The sequence below is a fragment of the Zobellella maritima genome (assembly GCF_003075035.1).
GTDB lineage: Bacteria > Pseudomonadota > Gammaproteobacteria > Enterobacterales > Aeromonadaceae > Oceanimonas > Oceanimonas maritima.
The window spans coordinates 426,945-446,306 of the sequence record NZ_QCZE01000001.1 but is presented as its reverse complement, the minus strand read 5'-3'; the positions used below and the strand labels follow the sequence as shown (position 1 = coordinate 446,306).

Annotated in this window: 16 protein-coding genes and 2 tRNA genes; 4 read left to right on the top strand and 14 right to left on the bottom strand. The window is 56.8% G+C overall.

Annotation, left to right across the window (positions count from 1 at the left end; genetic code table 11):
* Positions 1-352 precede the first annotated feature (352 nt).
* From DCS96_RS02045 to DCS96_RS01980, 14 genes are all read right to left on the bottom strand, one after another.
* A tRNA-Leu gene (locus DCS96_RS02045) sits at positions 353-439 on the bottom strand.
* 14 nt (positions 440-453) lie between these two features.
* A tRNA-Cys gene (locus DCS96_RS02040) sits at positions 454-527 on the bottom strand.
* Between the two features lie 123 nt (positions 528-650).
* A complete protein-coding gene (gene pgsA, locus DCS96_RS02035; RefSeq protein ID WP_116472694.1) occupies positions 651-1,199 on the bottom strand; it encodes a CDP-diacylglycerol--glycerol-3-phosphate 3-phosphatidyltransferase in 549 nt (182 codons plus the stop codon).
* A 47-nt stretch (positions 1,200-1,246) separates the two neighbouring features.
* Positions 1,247-3,076, bottom strand: coding sequence for an excinuclease ABC subunit UvrC (uvrC, locus tag DCS96_RS02030; RefSeq protein ID WP_116472693.1), 1,830 nt, complete (start codon positions 3,074-3,076; stop codon positions 1,247-1,249).
* A 5-nt stretch (positions 3,077-3,081) separates the two neighbouring features.
* Entirely contained in the window at positions 3,082-3,723 is a 642-nt protein-coding gene (gene uvrY, locus DCS96_RS02025) for a UvrY/SirA/GacA family response regulator transcription factor (RefSeq protein ID WP_116472692.1), read from the bottom strand.
* A 273-nt stretch (positions 3,724-3,996) separates the two neighbouring features.
* Positions 3,997-5,892 carry a SurA N-terminal domain-containing protein gene (locus tag DCS96_RS02020; RefSeq protein WP_116472691.1) on the bottom strand — a complete coding sequence of 632 codons (1,896 nt, stop codon included), beginning with the start codon at positions 5,890-5,892 and terminating at the stop codon, positions 3,997-3,999.
* A gap of 119 nt (positions 5,893-6,011) precedes the next feature.
* On the bottom strand, positions 6,012-6,284 hold the full coding sequence (gene hupB / locus DCS96_RS02015; protein WP_116474491.1) for a nucleoid-associated protein HU-beta: 273 nt from the start codon (positions 6,282-6,284) through the stop codon (positions 6,012-6,014).
* Between the two features lie 230 nt (positions 6,285-6,514).
* Positions 6,515-8,866, bottom strand: a complete 2,352-nt coding sequence (gene lon, locus DCS96_RS02010) for an endopeptidase La (protein WP_116472690.1) — start codon at positions 8,864-8,866, stop codon at positions 6,515-6,517.
* A gap of 137 nt (positions 8,867-9,003) precedes the next feature.
* A complete protein-coding gene (gene clpX / locus DCS96_RS02005) occupies positions 9,004-10,284 on the bottom strand; it encodes an ATP-dependent protease ATP-binding subunit ClpX (RefSeq protein WP_116472689.1) in 1,281 nt (426 codons plus the stop codon).
* Positions 10,285-10,363: 79 nt separating this feature from the next.
* The gene (clpP, locus tag DCS96_RS02000; protein WP_116472688.1) at positions 10,364-10,987 is read right to left on the bottom strand and encodes an ATP-dependent Clp endopeptidase proteolytic subunit ClpP; all 624 of its coding nucleotides are present in this window, start codon (positions 10,985-10,987) and stop codon (positions 10,364-10,366) included.
* 87 nt (positions 10,988-11,074) lie between these two features.
* Positions 11,075-12,385: a trigger factor gene (gene tig, locus DCS96_RS01995; RefSeq protein WP_116472687.1), complete on the bottom strand. Its 1,311-nt coding sequence runs from the start codon at positions 12,383-12,385 to the stop codon at positions 11,075-11,077.
* Between the two features lie 222 nt (positions 12,386-12,607).
* Positions 12,608-13,162, bottom strand: a complete 555-nt coding sequence (locus DCS96_RS01990; protein ID WP_116472686.1) for an NAD/FAD-utilizing enzyme — start codon at positions 13,160-13,162, stop codon at positions 12,608-12,610.
* Positions 13,163-13,461: 299 nt separating this feature from the next.
* On the bottom strand, positions 13,462-15,159 hold the full coding sequence (locus tag DCS96_RS01985; RefSeq protein WP_116472685.1) for an NAD-dependent malic enzyme: 1,698 nt from the start codon (positions 15,157-15,159) through the stop codon (positions 13,462-13,464).
* A 114-nt stretch (positions 15,160-15,273) separates the two neighbouring features.
* A complete protein-coding gene (locus DCS96_RS01980) occupies positions 15,274-16,365 on the bottom strand; it encodes a GGDEF domain-containing protein (protein ID WP_116472684.1) in 1,092 nt (363 codons plus the stop codon).
* Between the two features lie 262 nt (positions 16,366-16,627).
* On the opposite strand from DCS96_RS01980, the gene DCS96_RS01975 reads away from it, so the two are divergent.
* From DCS96_RS01975 to DCS96_RS01960, 4 genes are all read left to right on the top strand, one after another.
* Positions 16,628-16,978: an ArsC family reductase gene (locus DCS96_RS01975; protein WP_116472683.1), complete on the top strand. Its 351-nt coding sequence runs from the start codon at positions 16,628-16,630 to the stop codon at positions 16,976-16,978.
* A 298-nt stretch (positions 16,979-17,276) separates the two neighbouring features.
* Positions 17,277-18,410, top strand: coding sequence for a succinyl-diaminopimelate desuccinylase (gene dapE / locus DCS96_RS01970; RefSeq protein ID WP_116472682.1), 1,134 nt, complete (start codon positions 17,277-17,279; stop codon positions 18,408-18,410).
* Between the two features lie 11 nt (positions 18,411-18,421).
* Positions 18,422-19,093, top strand: a complete 672-nt coding sequence (locus DCS96_RS01965) for a M15 family metallopeptidase (RefSeq protein ID WP_198650022.1) — start codon at positions 18,422-18,424, stop codon at positions 19,091-19,093.
* A gap of 3 nt (positions 19,094-19,096) precedes the next feature.
* Positions 19,097-19,324 carry a hypothetical protein gene (locus tag DCS96_RS01960; RefSeq protein ID WP_116472680.1) on the top strand — a complete coding sequence of 76 codons (228 nt, stop codon included), beginning with the start codon at positions 19,097-19,099 and terminating at the stop codon, positions 19,322-19,324.
* The last annotated feature ends 38 nt before the right edge of the window (positions 19,325-19,362 follow it).

Here is a 19,362-nt window from a genome sequence, read left to right as displayed (position 1 = left end):
CATCGCAGACGGCCCGCCACGGCCGTCTTTGTTGGCATGCTTAATACCATCAACAACACACAACGCCAACGAAACACCCGAAGTGCATCCATGATCTTCCACCCTGTACATGGCTGTAAATCAGAATATGATGTCTCAATTTCAGGGCAGTCTAGAAGACAGCATGATTTCCTTGTCCGTAAAAGATAAAAGAAATCACACGACAGTACCCCACCGCAGGCTGCAATGAAGCAGGCGGAATAATCCCTATTCAGGGGAGTACTAATGGCAAGAATACAGCGTGATATCAACCAAGGTCGGTTGTACCGATAGATTCAAAAAATGGGGATGAAGATAAGGTGTCGATTCTAAATGGTGCCCGGAGCCGGACTTGAACCGGCACGCTGTTACCAGCGAGGGATTTTAAATCCCTTGTGTCTACCGATTTCACCATCCGGGCAGACTGAAGTGATCTGGAGGCGCGTTCCGGAGTCGAACCGGACTAAACGGATTTGCAATCCGCTGCATAACCGCTTTGCTAACGCGCCATGAAGAAGTGCTTCCAGATGGCAAGCATTTTAATGGGCAGAGCCTGTCAGTCAACCTTAATATTGCTTTTTCGGGCTGTTCGCACATTTTTTATGCGTAAAGAGCTATTTTATCGATAAAAGTTAGCCCTCGCTGGTCAGATCCGACCAGGCAGCCCGCAGATAGTCATAGGCCGAAACCAGGGTGAGGCCGGTAGCCACATAGAGCAGCAGGTAGCTACCCCAGATCATGTAAATGCTCTGCTGCCAAATAAGGCCGATCAGGGCCAGCATCTGTATGGTCGCTTTCCATTTGCCTATCCAGCTCACCGCCACCCGGGAACGCTTGCCTAATTCAGCCATCCATTCCCGCAAGGCGGAAATGATGATTTCCCGGGCGATCATGATCATTGCCGGAACCGTCACCAATATGCTGCTGTAGTCTTCGGTGATCAGCACCAGGGCCGCCGCCACCATCACCTTGTCGGCAACCGGATCCAGGAAGGCGCCAAACTGTGTGGTTTGATCCAGCTGACGTGCCAAAAAACCGTCGAACCAGTCCGTTATCGCTGCAATGGTAAATACCAGCGCCGCCCAAAAATAGGACCATTCAAACGGCAGGTAGAACAGAATAATAAAAACAGGAATTAACAGGATACGGAAATAAGTCAGTGAGTTTGGAATATTTATCATTGTTATCAAACCATAGGAGCATGCGGCCACATGGTGCATGATGGAACTCAGTGATGCAATGCATCATGTATTTTTTCTGCCAACTCGCGGCTGATCCCCGGAACCTTGGCTAATTCATCGACACTTGCCCGGTTAACTTCCTGCAGGCCTCCCAGATACTTGAGCAGGGCCTGTCGCCGCTTGGGCCCGACCCCCGGAATGACTTCCAGGGTGCTGGTGTTACGCACCTTTCCTCTTTGCGCCCGGTGGCCGGTAATGGCAAAACGGTGGGACTCGTCCCGGATATGTTGTATTAAGTGTAGTGCCGGCATATCGGCCGGTAAATGCCGTTCTTCATGGCTGCCGCCCATGATCAGGGTTTCCAGCCCAGGCTTGCGGGTCACTCCCTTGGCAACCCCCACCAGCAGCGGCTGTTTGGGCTGTCCCGCCAATTGCTCGGCAATGACCGCCTCTGCCCGGGCCAACTGGCCCAGGCCGCCGTCGATAAACAGCACATCGGGCAGCTTGTCCGGATCCGCCTGATGGAAACGCCGGCTCAGGGCCTGCTCCATGGCGGCATAATCATCTCCCGGGGTAATGCCGGCAATGTTATAGCGGCGATATTCGCTCTTCTGAGGGCCATCGCTGTTGAACACCACACAGGAAGCGACCGTCTTCTCACCCATGGTATGGGAGATATCGAAACATTCCATACGTACAATGGGGCGGAGCTCCAACAGCTCCTCCAACTGGCTCAGACGCTGCCTGAGGGTACTCTTATGGGCCAACCGGCTGGCCAGCGCCGTTTCGGCATTGGTATGCGCCAGCTTGATGAAGCGGGCACGCTCGGCCCGGGTACGGCTACGCAGGCGCACCTTGCGCCCTTGATGCTGGCTCAGGGTGTCGCTTAAAACGACTTCATCGTCCAGGCTGCGGTCGAGCAATACCTCTCCCGGTACCTGCCGCCCACCGGCATCAGATAGGTAAAACTGCAGCAGGAAGCTCTGCAGCACCTCCTGCGCGTCGGTGTCCGGTGGTATCTTGGGGAAATAACTCCGGCTGCCCAGCACCTTGCCCTGACGAATAAAGAGCACATGTACGCAGGCCAGGCTACGCTCGCAAGCCAGCCCCACCACATCCAGATCGTCCTGCAGGTTACCGCTCACCGACTGCTGTTCCTGCACCCGCCTCAGCGCCTGCAATTGATCCCGGAAGCGGGCCGCATCTTCAAAGCGCAGCTCCTGGCTGGCCTGTTCCATGCTGTCGGCCAGATCCTGCAATATCTGCTGGTTCTTGCCCTGCAGGAACAATCGGGCCAGCATCACCTGATGACGGTACTCCTGCTCGCTGACCAGCCCCTTGACGCAGGGTCCGGCACAACGCTTGAGCTGGTACATCAGGCAGGGCCGGGAGCGGTTGGCATAATAACCGTCTTCGCACTGACGTACCGGAAACAGCTTTTGCATCAGGTGCAGGCTTTCACGCACCGCGGCACCATTGGGATAAGGCCCATAATACTCGCCTTTGGCCTTACGTGGGCCTCGGTGGATACCGATCCGGGGGTGCGCATGCTCGGTGATGATGATATAGGGATAAGACTTGTCATCCCGCAGCAACACATTGTATCTGGGCAGATACTGCTTGATCAGGTTGTGTTCGAGGATCAGCGCTTCGGTTTCGGTATGGGTCACCGTCACCTGTACATCGCAGATCTGGCGTACCAGCGCCCGCGTTTTTGCTCCGCTGACCTGGGCACGAAAATAGGAGGAAAGTCGCTTCTTGAGGTTTTTGGCCTTGCCGACATAGATAACAACCCCGGCGTTGTCGTACATACGGTAAATGCCGGGTTGTTCAGTCACGACCTTGAGAAAGGCTTTTGCATCAAAAGACTGGCTCATCGCCGCTATATTTTTTCTGAATCCAGCATGCCATAACGGATGGCAAGGTGGGTCAGCTCGACATCGCCGTTGATATTGAGCTTGCTGAACAGGCGGTAACGATAGCTGTTAACCGTCTTCGGACTCAGATTAAGCTGTTCCGAAATATCGGTCACCCGCTGGCCCTTGGTGATCATTAGCATGATCTGCAGCTCCCGTTCAGACAGCTGCTTGAATGGATTTTCTTCATTGGAAAACTGGCTCAGGGCCATCCGCTGGGCAATTTCCGGGGAAATATAGCGCTGCCCGCTGTTAACCAGCCTGATCGCATTGATCATCTCCTCCGGTCCGGCCCCCTTGGTCAGGTAACCGGCCGCACCGGCTTGCATCACCTTGGTCGGAAACGGATTTTCGGTGTGTATGGTCAATACGATAATTTTCACATCCGGGTTGAAACGCAAAATTTTGCGGGTAGCTTCCAAGCCGCCAATGCCCGGCATATTCATGTCCATCAGGATGACATCCGGGTGCTGTTCGCGACACCATTGCACGGCATCTTCACCGCTTTTGGCCTCGCCAACCACCTTCATCCCTTTGACATCTTCCAGTATGCGTCGGATCCCTGTGCGCACTAACTCATGGTCATCAACCAGGAATACGTTAATCAAAAGATTTCTCCGACTGCTGTCGCCTTATCGGCTTATAACACTTTACCCGAGTTGGGCATCATAGCGAAAGATGCCCGTGGATAAAACCTGCCACCATCTGGGGTCATGCTTGTAGATTAAGCGTAAAACGGCACCACGCCATTGGGGGCACACTTTATTATCAAATTGAATACAGGGATGCAACATCCCAAGTGTCTTTAGGTGGCTTGATCATCATATCTTTGACATGGGCAAGGGCCATATAACGATAAAAAGGCGCCGAAGCGCCTTTTTTCAGAAGCCATCAGTTTGTGGCAGCTGTCGATACTCGATGTCGGCGCCGGCCTTGAGGGATTCCAGCATGCTACGGTATTCACGGTCGGCAAGCAGGTCACTCTGGCCCTGGCGGATTTGCTCCATATTCTCTGACACGGCCTCCGGCGTGGTCACCTTGTCAAGCCGGATCACTACCTGGTCGCCATTGGATAACTCAACGGTACTCAGGCTGGGCGCTGCGGCCGGAGTCGCCATGGCAAAGAGGGCGTTCAACAGGCCCGGTTCCAGCTCGCTATCATCACGGGTAACCCCAGTCAGTACGCTGGGCTCGAGCTGATACTGAGCCAGCAACTCTGCCTGCTTGCCTTCGGACCAGGCCTGTTGCAAGGTGATAGCCGCGTCCAGGGTCAACTGAGCAGCCTGGCTGGCCGCCACCCTGCTCCTAACCTGTTCACGCACCTCGGCCAGCTCGCGTACCGCAGCCGGTCGCCGGTCGATGACATGGATGACTGCCGCCTTGTTCTGGCCCAGGGAAATCAGGTCGGAATTACCGCCCTGCTCTCGCAGGCGCTCGCCGAACGCCTCCTGAAGCAACTGGGGATGATTGATGGCGGCCGGGGCATCCTGTGCCGAGAAATAGTCGGTGGACACTATCTCAAGGCCCAGCTCCTGGGCCGCCATATCCAGTGAATCCGGGAACTCAAAGGCCAGCTCGGCCAGTTTCTGCTCCCGGGCATAGAAGGCGTCGGCCGCCTTGTCCTGAGCCAGTCGCCTGGCGATGTCGGCACTGACCTCATCCAATGGTTTGATCACGGCAGGTCGCACCTCCAGCAGGCTGATCAGGTGCAGACCAAACTCGCTTTCCACGATCCCGGAAACATCACCGACCCTGGCCAGGGCAAAGGCAGCGCTGTCAAACGCCGAATCCATGGTGCCGGGAGTCATCCACTCCAGTTCGCCGCCCTTGGCGCCTGAAAAGACGTCATCCGATTCCGCTTTGGCCAGTTCAGCAAAGCTTTCGCCCGCAGCCAGACGGTCGGCGATATCCTGAAGTTTCTGCTCGGCCTCTTCGCCCTTGTTCACCATAATATGGGCGACCCTGCGCTGCTCGGGTTGAGTATAGCTGGCCTGGTTGGCCTGATAATAATCCCGAACTTCCTGCTCACTGATATCATCGGTCGAAAAGGCAGAGGCATCCAGCATCAGATAGTTAAGCTTGACCTGCTCGGGCCGCTGGAACTGACCGGGATTTTGCTGGTAGTAGGCTTCAATCTCGGCGTCACTGGGTTCAACCTGATCGATGAAGCTGGCCAGGGGCAGGCGCACATATTCGCCATCCCGCTGCTGGCGGCTCAGCCGGTCCAGCCAGCCGGCTTCCTGCTCCAGGGTAAAGCTGGAGCCCAAAACCGTATTCACCAGCATTTGCCGGCTCAGGTCCTGGCGTACGCTGTCGCGCAACTGCTCGGCGCTGAGACCGCTACGGGCCAGCAACTGCAAATAGCGTTCATTATTGAACACGCCGTCTTGCTGGAACTCGGGCAGGCTGCGAATGGCATTGCGTACCTGCTCATCGCTGGCGCGCAGGCCCAGTTCCTGTACCTTTTGATCGATCAACCGCTGCTCTACCAGCTGCTCCAGCACGGAGCGGCGAATTTGTTCAACATACTGGGGATCGCCTAATAACTGGCTGAACTGGGGACCCAGTTGATTTTCCAGACGTGCGCGCTCGTTGCGATAGGCGTTTTCCAGGGACTGCAGGTTGATTTCGTCCCCATTGACCACGGCCGCAACCTCAGGTACAGGCCGGTTTACATAGCTGCCGACACCCGCCAGGGCAAAAGATACAATAATCAACCCCAGGATCACCTTGGAGGTGGTGCCTTGAGTACCGGCTCGAAGTTTGTCAAAAAACATGGATGTTAGTTACTCCCGATAGACGGCTTGCCGCCTCATCCGAAAAAAAGCGCACCTTGAGATGCGCCTTGTTCGGATCATGACCTGGACTGGAGTCAAGTTCCAGCAGCCAGTATGACTTAGTTTACAGCGTCTTTCAGCGCTTTACCGGCTTTAAACGCGGGGGTTTTGGCGGCGGCAATTTCAATGGCCGCACCGGTTTGAGGGTTACGGCCGGTACGGGCGGCGCGCTCGCGCACGGCAAAGGTGCCAAAACCGACCAGTGAAACCTGATCACCCTCTTTCAATGATTCGGTAATCGCCTCGACCACGGCATCCAGCGCACGACCAGCAGATGCCTTGGTAATATCGGCACCTTCGGCAATTTTATCGATCAGTTGAGATTTATTCACAATCATTCCCCTTGTCGTTATTTGAGTGCTCGTGACAGGACACGGAGCTAGCCTTGATCTTGTTATTTGTTAGTAGATGACAAGACCATGAGAGCGGCTTGCCATGCTACCGAGTGCCGTCAATGAAGGCGGAACTCCGCCGCATCCATTGACGCAGTAAAAACGTCATCCAAGGCTACTGCGACTGATGGCCGCTGACAAGCTTGAAACCGCCATTTAGGCTAAAAAGCCTAGGCCGGAACCACAGAAAATCCTTCCGGGGCCTCTTCCAACGCCAGCTCCAGCACATCCTCAATCCAGCGTACCGGATGAATTTCCAGATCCTGTTTGACATTATCCGGAATCTCTTCCAGGTCCCGCTCGTTTTCCGCAGGAATCACCACCCGCTTGATGCCCCCCCGGTGTGCCGCCAGCAACTTCTCTTTCAGGCCGCCGATCGGCAGTACTTCACCGCGCAGGGTGATCTCGCCGGTCATGGCCACGTCGGCACGCACCGGGTTACCGGTCAGGCTGGATACCAGGGCGGTACACATGGCAATACCGGCGCTGGGGCCGTCTTTGGGCGTTGCCCCTTCAGGCACATGCACATGGATATCGCGTTTTTCATGGAAGTCTGCGTTGATCCGCCATTTTTCCGCGCGTGAGCGCACCACCGTCAGTGCCGCCTGGATGGATTCCTGCATCACATCACCCAGCGAACCGGTATAGGTCAGCTTGCCCTTACCCGGCACATTGGCCACTTCGATGGTCAACAGGTCACCGCCCACCTCGGTCCAGGCCAGGCCGGTCACCTGGCCTATCTGGTTACGCTCTTCCGCCTTGCCGTAGTCAAAACGGTGTACGCCCAGATAGGACTTGAGGTTTTCCTGGTTGATCACCACCTGCTTGATATCCTTGTTGAGCAGGATTTCTTTCACCGCCTTGCGGCACAGCTTGGAGATATCCCGTTCCAGGCTACGCACCCCGGCTTCCCGCGTGTAGTAACGGATAATGCCGATAATGGCCGAGTCTTCCACCACCAACTCGTCGGGTTTCAGGCCGTTGCGGCTGATCTGTTTGGACAACAGGTGGCGTTTGGCGATGTTGAGCTTCTCGTCCTCGGTGTAGCCGGACAGGCGGATCACCTCCATCCGATCCAGCAGCGGTGCCGGGATATGCATGGAGTTGGAAGTCGCCACAAACATCACGTCGGACAGATCATAGTCCACTTCCAGATAGTGATCGTTGAAGCTGTGGTTCTGCTCGGGATCCAGCACCTCAAGCAGGGCGGACGCCGGGTCACCGCGCATGTCGGAAGACATCTTGTCGATCTCATCCAGCAGGAACAACGGGTTACGCACTCCGACCTTGGCCATTTTCTGGATCAGCTTGCCGGGCATGGAGCCGATATAGGTACGCCGGTGACCGCGGATTTCCGCCTCGTCACGCACGCCGCCCAGGGCCATGCGTACATATTTGCGGCCGGTGGACTTGGCGATGGACTGCCCCAGGGAGGTTTTACCCACACCGGGCGGCCCCACCAGACACAGGATAGGCCCCTTCAGCTTGTTGGTACGGCTCTGAACCGCCAGATATTCGATAATGCGTTCCTTGACCTTTTCCAGACCATAGTGGTCGGCGTCGAGGATCTCCTCGGCCTTGGCCAGGTCCTTTTTCACCTTGGAGCGCTTCTTCCAGGGTACGGACAGCACCCAGTCGATATAGCCGCGTACCACAGTGGCTTCCGCCGACATGGGAGACATCATCTTCAACTTGGCAAACTCGGCCATGACCTTGGCGTGGGCCTCGTCGGTCATGCCGGCATCGTCGATCTTCTGTTGAAGGGCTTCGAACTCGTCGGGAACATCTTCCAGCTCACCCAGTTCTTTCTGGATGGCTTTCATCTGCTCGTTGAGATAATACTCCCGCTGGCTCTTCTCCATCTGCTTCTTGACCCGGGCACGGATCCGGCGCTCAACCTGCAGCAGATCGATTTCCGACTCCATCATCGCCATCAGGTATTCAAGCCGTTCACCCACCTGACTGATTTCCAGCACCTTTTGCTTGTCTTCCAGCTTCAGGGGCATATGGGCCGCCATGGTATCGGCCAGGCGTGCGGCATCTTCAATCGCCGACAAGGAAGTCAGCACTTCCGGCGGGATTTTCTTGTTGAGCTTGATGTAGCCTTCGAACTGGGTAATGGCGGAGCGTACCAGCACTTCCTGCTCCCGCTCATCCAGCGTCTGGGTCGCCAGATACTGGGCATCGGCCACGAAGTAGCCGTCCTGCTCGGACAGCCTTTCCAGTCTGGCCCGCTGACCACCTTCTACCAGGACCTTGACGGTGCCGTCAGGCAGCTTCAGCAGCTGAAGTACATTGGCAACGGTGCCAACCTGATACAGATCATCGGCCCCCGGCTCATCGGTCGACGCATCTTTCTGCGCGACCAGCAGTACCTTCTTGTCCTGCTCCATGGCCGCTTCCAGACAGCGGATGGATTTCTCCCGTCCCACAAACAAGGGGATCACCATATGGGGATATACCACCACGTCACGGAGAGGCAGGACGGGGGTTTCGATGCGTTCGGAACGCTCTAGGGTCATAGTGTCCTCTCAGCTTGAATGCAATTTATTAGCGCTTGGGCAGTATATGGGGGCGTGATCGCCAGATTCAATCACCGCCTGGGTAAAAACAATAAAAGGGGCATAATGCCCCTTTATATTGCTTAAAAATAGCTCAATCAGTCACCGGATACGGCCTGGTTTTCCCCTTTCTGAAAAATCAGGATGGGGTCAGACTCGCCTTTAATCACAGTTTCATCTATGACCACCTTGGCCACATCGTCCATCGACGGCAGGTCATACATGGTATCGAGCAACACGCCTTCCACGATGGAACGCAGGCCACGGGCACCGGTTTTGCGCTCCATCGCCTTGCGGGCAATGGCGCGCAGGGCGTCTTCACGGAACTCAAGGGCTACATCTTCCAGCGAGAACAAGGCGCCGTACTGTTTGGTCAGGGCGTTCTTCGGCTCGGACAGGATCTGTACCAGAGCGTCTTCATCCAGTTCGGTCAGCGTGGCTACCACCGGCAGACGGCCGATAAATTCGGGGATAAGGCCGTATTTAACCAAATCGCCCGGTTCAACCTGGGTAAAGATTTCGCTCAAGGACGCCTTGTTGTTCTTGGTTTTCACCTCGGCACCAAAGCCGATACCTGTGCCCTTGTCCATCCGCTGTTCAATCACCTTGTCCAGGCCGGCAAAAGCGCCACCACAGACGAACAGGATCTTGGAGGTATCAACCTGCAGGAATTCCTGCTGCGGATGCTTGCGCCCGCCCTGAGGCGGAACCGAAGCGACAGTGCCTTCGATCAGCTTCAGCAGCGCCTGCTGCACCCCTTCACCCGATACATCACGGGTGATCGAAGGGTTGTCCGACTTGCGGGAAATCTTGTCGATTTCATCGATATAGACGATACCGCGCTGGGCCTTTTCCACATCATAGTCGCATTTTTGCAGCAACTTCTGGATGATGTTTTCTACGTCCTCCCCCACATAACCGGCCTCGGTCAGGGTGGTGGCGTCCGCCATGGTAAAGGGAACATCCAGCAGGCGAGCCAAGGTCTCGGCCAGCAGGGTCTTACCCGAACCGGTCGGACCGATCAGCAGAATATTGGACTTGCCCAGCTCCACACCATCGGAGCTGGTCGCATTGCGCAACCGCTTGTAGTGGTTGTACACCGCCACCGCCAGCACTTTTTTGGCGTGATCCTGACCGATGACATAATCATCCAGGTGTGCGCGTATCTCGTGAGGCGTGGGCAGCGCCTCGCCTTCCCGTTTGGGAGAGATGTCTTTGATCTCTTCGCGAATGATGTCTTCGCACAGCTCGACACATTCGTCACAAATATAGACGGAAGGGCCGGCGATCAGCTTACGCACTTCATGTTGGCTTTTACCGCAAAAAGAACAATACAGCAGTTTGCCGCTGTCCCCTTCACCCCTGCGTTTGTCTGTCATTCAGTCACCTCTTATGCGTACAGGCGACGGAGCGCTCGCCACTCATATTGAGAGTGTATAACACCCCACCCCGCTTTGCTCAATCGCGCTTGTGCAGTACCTGGTCGATCAGACCGTATTCCTTGGCCTGGATTGCCGACATAAAATTGTCACGGTCGGTATCCCGCTCCACCACCGACAGCTCCTGACCTGTGTGTTCGGCCAACAGGCGATTGAGTTTCTCTTTAATATACAGAATTTCCTTGGCATGGATCTGGATATCCGATGCCTGGCCCTGGAAGCCGCCCAGCGGCTGATGGATCATCACCCGGCTGTTGGGCAAGGCGAAACGCTTGCCGGCGGCACCACCGGCCAGCAGGAAGGCACCCATGGAGCAGGCCTGCCCCATGCACACTGTGCTGACGTCCGGCTTGATAAACTGCATGGTGTCATAGATGGACATGCCGGCAGTGACCGAGCCTCCGGGAGAATTGATATACAGGTATATATCCTTCTCCGGATTTTCCGACTCCAGGAACAGCATCTGGGCACAGATCAGGTTGGCCATATGGTCTTCGACCTGGCCAGTCATAAAGATCACCCGCTCTTTCAGCAGACGTGAATAAATATCATAAGAACGCTCACCCTTGGCGGTTTGCTCCACCACTATGGGTACCAGAGCAGCCAGGGGCCCGTCCATCAGCGAAGTATCATTAATTGACATAAGGTCTTGTCCCCTAAATAAAATGGCCCGAGTGCACTAACACTAGGGCCATTATACGCAACAGCTTATTGCTTAAGTCAAATGTTCTTAAGCGCCAACGCCCGGCTTGTTCATCAGTTCGTCAAAAGACACCTGCTTGTCGCTCACCTGAGCCTGCGCCAGCACAAACTCGATGGCCTGATCTTCGACCGCCAGGTTACGCACGCTTTCCAGCAGCTGCTTGTTGTCGTTGTAATAGGCGATGACTTCGGCCGGATCTTCGTAAGCAGAGGCCATGGAGGCAATGATTTCCTGCACCTTGGCATCATCGGCCTTGATGTCGTTCTGCTTGATCACTTCACCCAGCAGCAGACCCACGCGTACGCGGCGCTCTGCCTGTTCCTGGAACAGTTCGGCCGGCAGTTGCGGCGCGTTCTTGGCGTCCATTCCACCGAAGCGCTGCAGGGCCTGCTTACGCAGGGTCTCGATTTCGCCATCGATCAGTGCCTTGGGCACCTCGATCTCGTTCTGGGCAATCAGGCCGTCGATGACCTGCTCCTTGACGGAAGCTTTCAGTGCCTGGGCCAGCTCGCGCTCCATGTTCTTGCGCACTTCGGCTTTCAGGCCGTCAACGGAACCGTCGGCAATACCGAAGCGCTGCACGAATTCTTCGGTCAGCTCGGGCAGCTGCTGGGCTTCGACCTTGGTCACGGCAATGGCGAACTGGGCCGGCTTGCCTTTCAGGTTTTCGGCATGGTAATCCTCGGGGAAGGTCACTTCCAGGGTGAAGTCGTCGCCAACTTTCTTGCCCAGCAGGCCGTCTTCGAAGCCAGGGATCATGCGGCCGGAACCCAGCACCAGCACGAAGTCTTCGGCAGCGCCGCCTTCGAACTCTTCACCGTCTACCGAGCCGACGAAATTCATGGTCACGCGATCATCGGTGGCGGCTTCACGCTCGACTTCAACCCAGTCGGCGTGCTGCTTGCGCAGGGTGTCGATCATCTTGTCCAGTTCGACATCGGTCACTTCGGCCTGGGGCTTTTCAACCACGACCGCATCCAGACCTTTCACTTCCACTTCGGGATAGACTTCGAAGGTCGCGGTGAAGGTGAAGTCTTCGCCGGCCTTGATAGCGGCAGGCTCCATGGTCGGCATACCGGCCGGGTTCAGCTTTTCAGCCATCACGGCTTCAAAGAAATTACGCTGCATCAGTTCGCCGGCCACATCGGCTTCGACTGAAGGGCCAAACATTTTCTTGATAACGGTTAACGGCGCCTTGCCAGGACGGAAACCATCGATACGACGGGTCTTGGCCAGCTGACGCAGGCGGCCGTTGACTTCACCTGCTACTTTTTCAGCCGGTACTGTGATGGTCAGACGGCGCTCCAGGCCTTGGGTCGTCTCTACAGAAACTTGCATTGTATTACCTCAATTCTCTTCAGCACCTTGGTGCTGACCCTGTGATGTATATGAAGCAGCGGACTGCTCCTTGAGTCCTGGTGAAGACCTGGGTCTTCATGGCAAATTTGACGCAGCATTATAGCGAGGCAAAAAAGCAGCGTCGAGCGGCAGTAAAACTCCTGTTGGGCAATATGGGGGATAAATTCCGGTTTTCAACCCTGAATGGGGACAATTTGGTGATCAGGGCATCTTCCGGTTGAATGCTTTCCATTTATTCTGGGCCAGGATCACCCAACGTGGCGTGGCGGCGCCGGTACCGGCCGCCTGCAACTGGGGGTGCGCCCTGGTCACCCGTGACAGGGTCGCTTCCTGGGCCGGTTCGATATCCACAAAAAACACGTGCCTGCCCGCCTGCAATGCGCCCGTAAACTGACGAAAGTCCCGATGCGGACTCTGGATGCCGAACATGCCGCCCTCCCAGGCACCGAAGCCCAGCGCCACTATCGCCAGAAAAATAAAGGGAACCCAGCCGACCGTTTCGGTAATGCCAGACAGATAGCTGAGCAGCAGCACAAAGCCGGCGGCAATGGCTCCGATCAAGGCCCCCACCTCGGTGGAATGCACCACATCTTTCTTCAGCACGGCCTCGACCTCGTGCAGCCGGTGCCGCTCTACCTCTCCGTCTTTTTCACTGAGCACATGGATCTGTGGCTTGGTAATACCGCAGCGCTCCAGTTCCTGCTCGACGGCTTCCAGATCATCCAGGTTGTCGCTGACATAATAATACCGCTTCATCACCAACCTCCCCGAACGGCAGGCGGCCACGACATTAACCGCTCAAACAACCGATCAGTATACTTAGAAGTATAATCAAAGCGGCTCTTCTCTGCCCCGCAACGCGTCAGGCAGCCACCGGCTCCGGAGGATACATTTGGATAAGGAATGAACGCAGGCAGAGACCACCCTGGAGGCGGTTTGCGAGCCCCGTGAAACCTGTCGAGATCTCGAACAGGGGTTCATTCGGGAATAACAGACAAAAACGCCGGCGGTGGGCCGGCGTTATCATTAGATGCGGCGGATGGACCGCGCCTGGATTAGAAAGAAACCCGGCGGTATTTACGGTATTCCGGGGTCCAGAAGTTGGCTTCTATCGCCTCGTCCAGGGCGGCATCGGAAATCTGTAGCGCCTGGCCCTGTAACTGGGCGGTTTTGGCCACCATCTTCGCAATCTGACGGCTCACCTGCTGGATGTCCTCCAGGGGGGGCAACAGCGAACCTTCCCCCTTGATGGCCAGCGGCGAACAGGCCGCCAGGGCCCGGCTCGATGCCATCAGCATGGCATCCGTCACCCGCTTGGCGCCACAGGCCAGTACCCCCAGGCCGATACCGGGGAAAATATAGGAGTTGTTACACTGGGCAATCTCATAGAGCCTGCCCTTGTATTCCACCGGCGCAAAGGGGCTGCCGGTCGCCACCAGCGCCTGGCCGTCGGTCCAGTTGATGATGTCTTCCGGCGTCGCCTCCACCCGCGAGGTGGGGTTGGACAGGGGGAAGATAATTGGCCGCTCGCAGTGGACATGCATGGTTTTCACCACCGCTTCGGTGAACAGGCCCGGCTGACCGGATACCCCAATCAGGATATCCGGCTTGCCGTTCTGCATCACCTCCAGCAGGGAAATATTTTCACCCTCGGTCTGCCAGTCCTGGATATGCTCCATGGGCTGCGCCAGGGGTCGCTGGAAGTCGAGCAGGTTGGGCATATTGGTGGTCAGCAGGCCGAAGCGGTCGACCATAAATACCCGTTGCCGTGCCTTGGCATCGCTCAGGCCCTCGGCCTTCATCTGAGCCACTATCTGCTCGGCAATGCCGCAACCGGCGGACCCCGAGCCCAGGAAGGCCACCCTTTTCTCGGACAACTTGCTGCCGCTGGCTTCACAGGCCGCGATCAAAGAACCCAGGGTCACCGCCGCCGTGCCCTGAATATCGTCATTGAAGCAGCATAGCTCGTCCTTGTAACGGTTGAGCAGCGGCATGGCATTCTTCTGGGCGAAGTCCTCGAATTGCAGCAACACATTGGGCCAGCGGCGCTTGACCGCATTGATAAAGGCATCCACAAACTGGTCGTATTGCTCGCCGTTCACCCTGGGGTTACGCCAGCCCATATACATGGGATCGTTCAGCAGCTGGGGGTTGTTGGTGCCCGCATCCAACACTACCGGCAAGGTATAAGCGGGAGAGATGCCGCCACAGGCGGTATAGAGGGACAACTTGCCGATGGGGATACCCATACCGCCGATGCCCTGGTCACCCAGACCCAGGATACGCTCACCGTCGGTAACCACGATAACCTTGACGTTACGCTTGGTGGCATTTTGCAGGATATCGTCAATCCGGTCCTTGTCCGGATAGGAAATAAACAGCCCCCGGGCCCGACGGTAAATATTGGAAAACTCTTCACAGGCCTTGCCCACGGTCGGGGTATAGATGATGGGCATCATCTTGCTCAGGTGGTCTTCGACCAGGCGATAAAATAGAGTTTCATTCGTATCCTGGATGTTGCGTAGATAGATATGCTTGTCCAGATCGTTCTGAAAAGAAATATATTGCTGATAAGCTCTGGAGACCTGCTCTTCTATGGTTTCAATATTGTGCGGCAGCAGGCCATCCAGGTTGAACGAGATCCGTTCTTCCTTGTTAAAGGCACTGCCTTTGTTCAGCAAAGGCGTTTCCAGCAGGGCCGGACCCGCATAGGGAACATAGAGGGCGCGTTTTTCCTGTTTGTCCTTGGGCATAAGACATCTCGCTATTGTTGTCCCTTTGAGGGATATGGGTGGAGTCAAACTGGGCAAGGCCAGCAGTATAAGCCATGGCCCTGTCCTCCGTCAGCATCCGGCCAACGGATCGGCTCAGGCCGCCAGTCCCTCCGACATCACACAGTTACGCCCCCGGCTCTTGGCAGCATAGAGGGCTTCATCCGCCTGCCGCAACAACGCCTGCATCTGGCTGTGGCTGTCGCCTTCCACCACCCCCGCGCTGATGGTGACATTGACCTCCCCCTCCTCCAGGGGGCTGGCCACCGGCTGGGATTCCACCGCCAATCGCAGGGTCTCGGCCTGGCGCAACGCCTGCTCGAGGGAAGTATCCGGCAGCAGCACCATAAACTCCTCACCGCCATAGCGGGCCACCATGGCGTCCTGACCCAGGATATCCATGATGGTATTGGCAACACTGACCAGCACTTCATCACCCATCAGATGACCAAAATCGTCATTAATCCGCTTGAAGCGATCGAGATCCAACAGGATCAGGCTATAGGGACGTCCATCCCCGCTCTGATGGCGTACCTGCTCCAGTTGGCGCACGAACAACCGGCGGTTCATCAGCCGGGTCAGGGGATCCCGGGATGATTCCCGGTAGAGATCGAGCAGCATGCGCAACTGGCCGCACTGTACCCAAACCATGGCCAGCCCGAAGCTGAGCAACAGCCAGATACGATCGGCCAGTAATCCGTTGCTCAAACTGCCGTGATCCAGCCAGTAATCGGAGGCCAGCACCAGCAGGCTGATGGTCAACGCCAGCTTGATGCTGGATTGCAGCTGCAGGGGCAACACCCCCAATAGCCCCAACAGGAAGTAAGGGAAGGCGAGATAGCCGACGGGGACTGCCTCTCCCTGAAAACTCCACAGGGCAACCCAGTTGAATGTCAGCATCACCCCCACCAGATAGTAGATGGAGGCCACCATCCAGCGGCGGTTGAGTTTGCACAGATAGCTCAGGGGCAACAGGGGAGTCAACATGGCGCCGGTGATCAGCCGCGTTTTCCACAGCAGGCTGAAATGCGCCGAGTCCAGCACCAGCCAATCCATGGGGATCCAGCCGGCAATACCGATGATCAGCAGGGTCACCAGCCAGCGGAAGCGGATGGCGACCACGCCGACCCGTGTCAGCTTAAAATCCCGGGAATGATAACGATCACTCCAGTATTCCTTGAGTTCCAACCTTTATCCCCTTTTCATATGCTTGAACAGCAAATTAGATAAAGCGCCAGGTGCAGGCATGCCCGTGGCAATAGCACGGAAACCGGACGGCGACAGGATGATAAAGGTGCTAACAGTACCCAAAGCCCGGGCCCGGCGCCAGTGTAAATTGGTCTGGCTTGTGCCTGCTGCGCAGCGCTGTTATGTCCGCAGGCCGGCTGCCAGGTTGCAGCAGTTACGCCGAAATGCCAGAATCCAACCACACTTGCAACAGGACACGCCGATGACCATCAAACTATACGGCATCAAGAACTGCGACACGGTAAAAAAGGCCAGGAAGTGGCTTGAACAGCATGCCATCGAATATCAATTTATCGATCACAGGATCGACGGCCTGGATCCACAGGAATTGCAGGATTGGCTGACTCACCTGGGCTGGGAGCAGCTGGTCAACAAGAGAGGCACCAGCTATCGCGCCCTTAGCGATGAAGACAAGGCCAGCCTCGGCCCGGATACCGCCGCCGCCCTGTTGCTGGCCAACCCGGCCATGATCAAACGCCCGCTGCTGGTGCATAACGATCAATTGAAGCTGGGCTTCAATGCTGCTGACTATACCCGTTTTTTCAATCTGTAACCTGTTAAACACCCACTCCAAATGGCGTAATACCGGTCAGTGAACGGAATTGGTTGGCTTTCACATCGACCTTCTGCGCCAAGGATGACGCAGCAAAGCTCCCACGGAGGGGGACGTCGTGTTGGCGGGAAGCAAATTAAACCCGTGTACGCTTAACTGGCACGTATTACTCCAAATGGCGCTACATTCGGAGCACCGGTCGGCTATGGCAGCAACAGCCTCAGGCTGTGACGAGTTCCATCTCTGCATCTGATCGGTGATTGATTTACAGCTATTCTATCGGTAAACAAGGACAACAATGACTGATTCCGCCGTCCTGGCCCTGACCAAAGACTTGATCAACCGCCCCTCGGTAACCCCGGAAGATGAGGGTTGCCAGGAACTGATGGGCGAGCGCCTTGCCGCCCTGGGTTTCACGCTGGAAACCATGGTATTTGAAGACACCACCAACCTGTGGGCCCGACGCGGCAGCGAAGGTCCGCTGTTCTGCTTTGCCGGCCATACCGATGTGGTGCCTCCCGGTCCCCTCGACAAGTGGCATACGCCCCCTTTCGAGGCCACCGAAATCAACGGTTACCTGCACGGCCGGGGCGCCGCCGACATGAAGGGCTCGCTCGCCGCCATGGTGGTCGCCACCGAACGTTTTGTGGCCGAACATCCGGATCATCAAGGCTCCATTGCCTTCCTGATCACCAGTGATGAAGAAGGCCCCTTTATCAACGGCACCACCCGGGTCATCGACACCCTGGAGGCCCGCGACGAGAAGATTACCTGGTGCCTGGTGGGCGAGCCTTCTTCCACCACGGAAGTCGGCGATGTGGTCAAGAACGGCCGCCGGGGCTCGCTTACCGGTGACCTGACCGTCAAGGGCATACAGGGCCATGTGGCCTATCCCCACCTGGCCGACAACCCGGTGCACAGGGCCGCACCCGCCCTGGCGGAACTGGCCAATACCTTGTGGGATCAGGGTAACGAGTTTTTCCCGCCGACCAGCTTCCAGATAGCCAACATCCAGGCCGGCACCGGTGCCTCCAACGTGATCCCGGGTGAACTGCACGCCCAGTTCAACTTTCGCTTCAGCACCGAACTGGACGAAACCAAGATCAAGGCCAGGGTGCACAGTGTGCTCGATGCCCATGGCCTGGACTATGACATCAAATGGCTGCTGAATGGCAAACCCTTCCTCACCGACAAGGGTAACCTGCTCGAAGCCACGGTGGCGGCGGTCACTGCGGTACGCCATCAGGCCCCTGCCCTGCTGACCACAGGCGGGACTTCGGACGGCCGCTTTATTGCCCAGACCGGCGCCCAGGTCATCGAGCTGGGACCGGTCAACGCCACCATTCACAAGCTGAACGAGTGCGTGAAGATTGCCGATCTGGAGCAGCTGACCGATATGTACCAAGGCATACTGGAGCAACTGCTGGCATGAGCCTGACCGGCATCAGCGATAATGCCCTGCTGGGCCTGAGCGACGAACATCTGGTCAGCCTGGCCAATGGCCATCGCCTGCAACCCGCCGCCGCGGCCGCTTTTGCCCGACTGCAGGCGGCTGCGGCGGACGCGGGGTTCAACCTGGCCCCGGCTTCCAGCTTTCGTAGCTTCGATCGCCAGATGGCCATCTGGAACGGCAAGTTCGACGGCAGCCGGCCGCTGCTGGATGCCGACAGCCGGCCGCTGGATGCCCTCGCCCTGGATGAGCGGCAGCGCATAGCGGCCATCCTGCATTGGAGCGCCCTGCCGGGCACCAGCCGCCATCATTGGGGGACGGATCTGGATATCTATGATCCGACACTGTTACCCACCGGCACCAGGCTCCGGCTCGAGCCCTGGGAATACGGGCCGGAAGGCTATTTCTATCCACTGACCCGCTGGCTGGATACCAACCTGGCCCGTTTCGGCTTTTTCCGCCCCTACCGCCGACCACAGGGCGGCGTGGCCGTCGAACCCTGGCACCTGAGCTATCGGCCTTTGGCCAAAAGCTGTGCCGCCCGGCTGACCCCGGCTCTGGTCGCGGCGGCCATCAGTACTCGACCGGTAGCCGGTAAAGGGCATATTCTTAAGCAACTGGACGATATTTTTGTCCGTTTTATCCGCAATATCACCGAGGATTAACCCATGAGCACCTGGCTCTGGATCGCCCTGCCCCTGCTGTTTGTGGTCGGCCTGTTCGTTGGCGCCCTGAAAGACACCAAGCAAATTGAAAAGTCGGTGAAAAAAAACCGCGACAAGATGAACCTGAAAGACTGGGACACGGAAGAAAGCAAGAAGGATAACTGGGGCGTTCCCCCCGGCAGCTACCACCCCGATGACAAGGATGAAAAGGACAAAGGCACGAAAGACTAGGAACGAGGGAGTGATCCTGTAGGAGACTCGACCTCGGA

Excerpts from the sequence above, each read along its gene's own strand:
- pgsA (WP_116472694.1), bottom strand. The coding sequence starts at position 1,199 with ATGATAAATATTCCAAACTCACTGACTTATTTCCGTATCCTGTTAATT.
- uvrC (WP_116472693.1), bottom strand. The coding sequence starts at position 3,076 with ATGAGCCAGTCTTTTGATGCAAAAGCCTTTCTCAAGGTCGTGACTGAA.
- DCS96_RS02020 (WP_116472691.1), bottom strand. The coding sequence starts at position 5,892 with ATGTTTTTTGACAAACTTCGAGCCGGTACTCAAGGCACCACCTCCAAG.
- lon (WP_116472690.1), bottom strand. The coding sequence starts at position 8,866 with ATGACCCTAGAGCGTTCCGAACGCATCGAAACCCCCGTCCTGCCTCTC.
- clpX (WP_116472689.1), bottom strand. The coding sequence starts at position 10,284 with ATGACAGACAAACGCAGGGGTGAAGGGGACAGCGGCAAACTGCTGTAT.
- clpP (WP_116472688.1), bottom strand. The coding sequence starts at position 10,987 with ATGTCAATTAATGATACTTCGCTGATGGACGGGCCCCTGGCTGCTCTG.
- tig (WP_116472687.1), bottom strand. The coding sequence starts at position 12,385 with ATGCAAGTTTCTGTAGAGACGACCCAAGGCCTGGAGCGCCGTCTGACC.
- DCS96_RS01990 (WP_116472686.1), bottom strand. The coding sequence starts at position 13,162 with ATGAAGCGGTATTATTATGTCAGCGACAACCTGGATGATCTGGAAGCC.
- DCS96_RS01985 (WP_116472685.1), bottom strand. The coding sequence starts at position 15,159 with ATGCCCAAGGACAAACAGGAAAAACGCGCCCTCTATGTTCCCTATGCG.
- DCS96_RS01975 (WP_116472683.1), top strand. The coding sequence starts at position 16,628 with ATGACCATCAAACTATACGGCATCAAGAACTGCGACACGGTAAAAAAG.
- dapE (WP_116472682.1), top strand. The coding sequence starts at position 17,277 with ATGACTGATTCCGCCGTCCTGGCCCTGACCAAAGACTTGATCAACCGC.
- DCS96_RS01960 (WP_116472680.1), top strand. The coding sequence starts at position 19,097 with ATGAGCACCTGGCTCTGGATCGCCCTGCCCCTGCTGTTTGTGGTCGGC.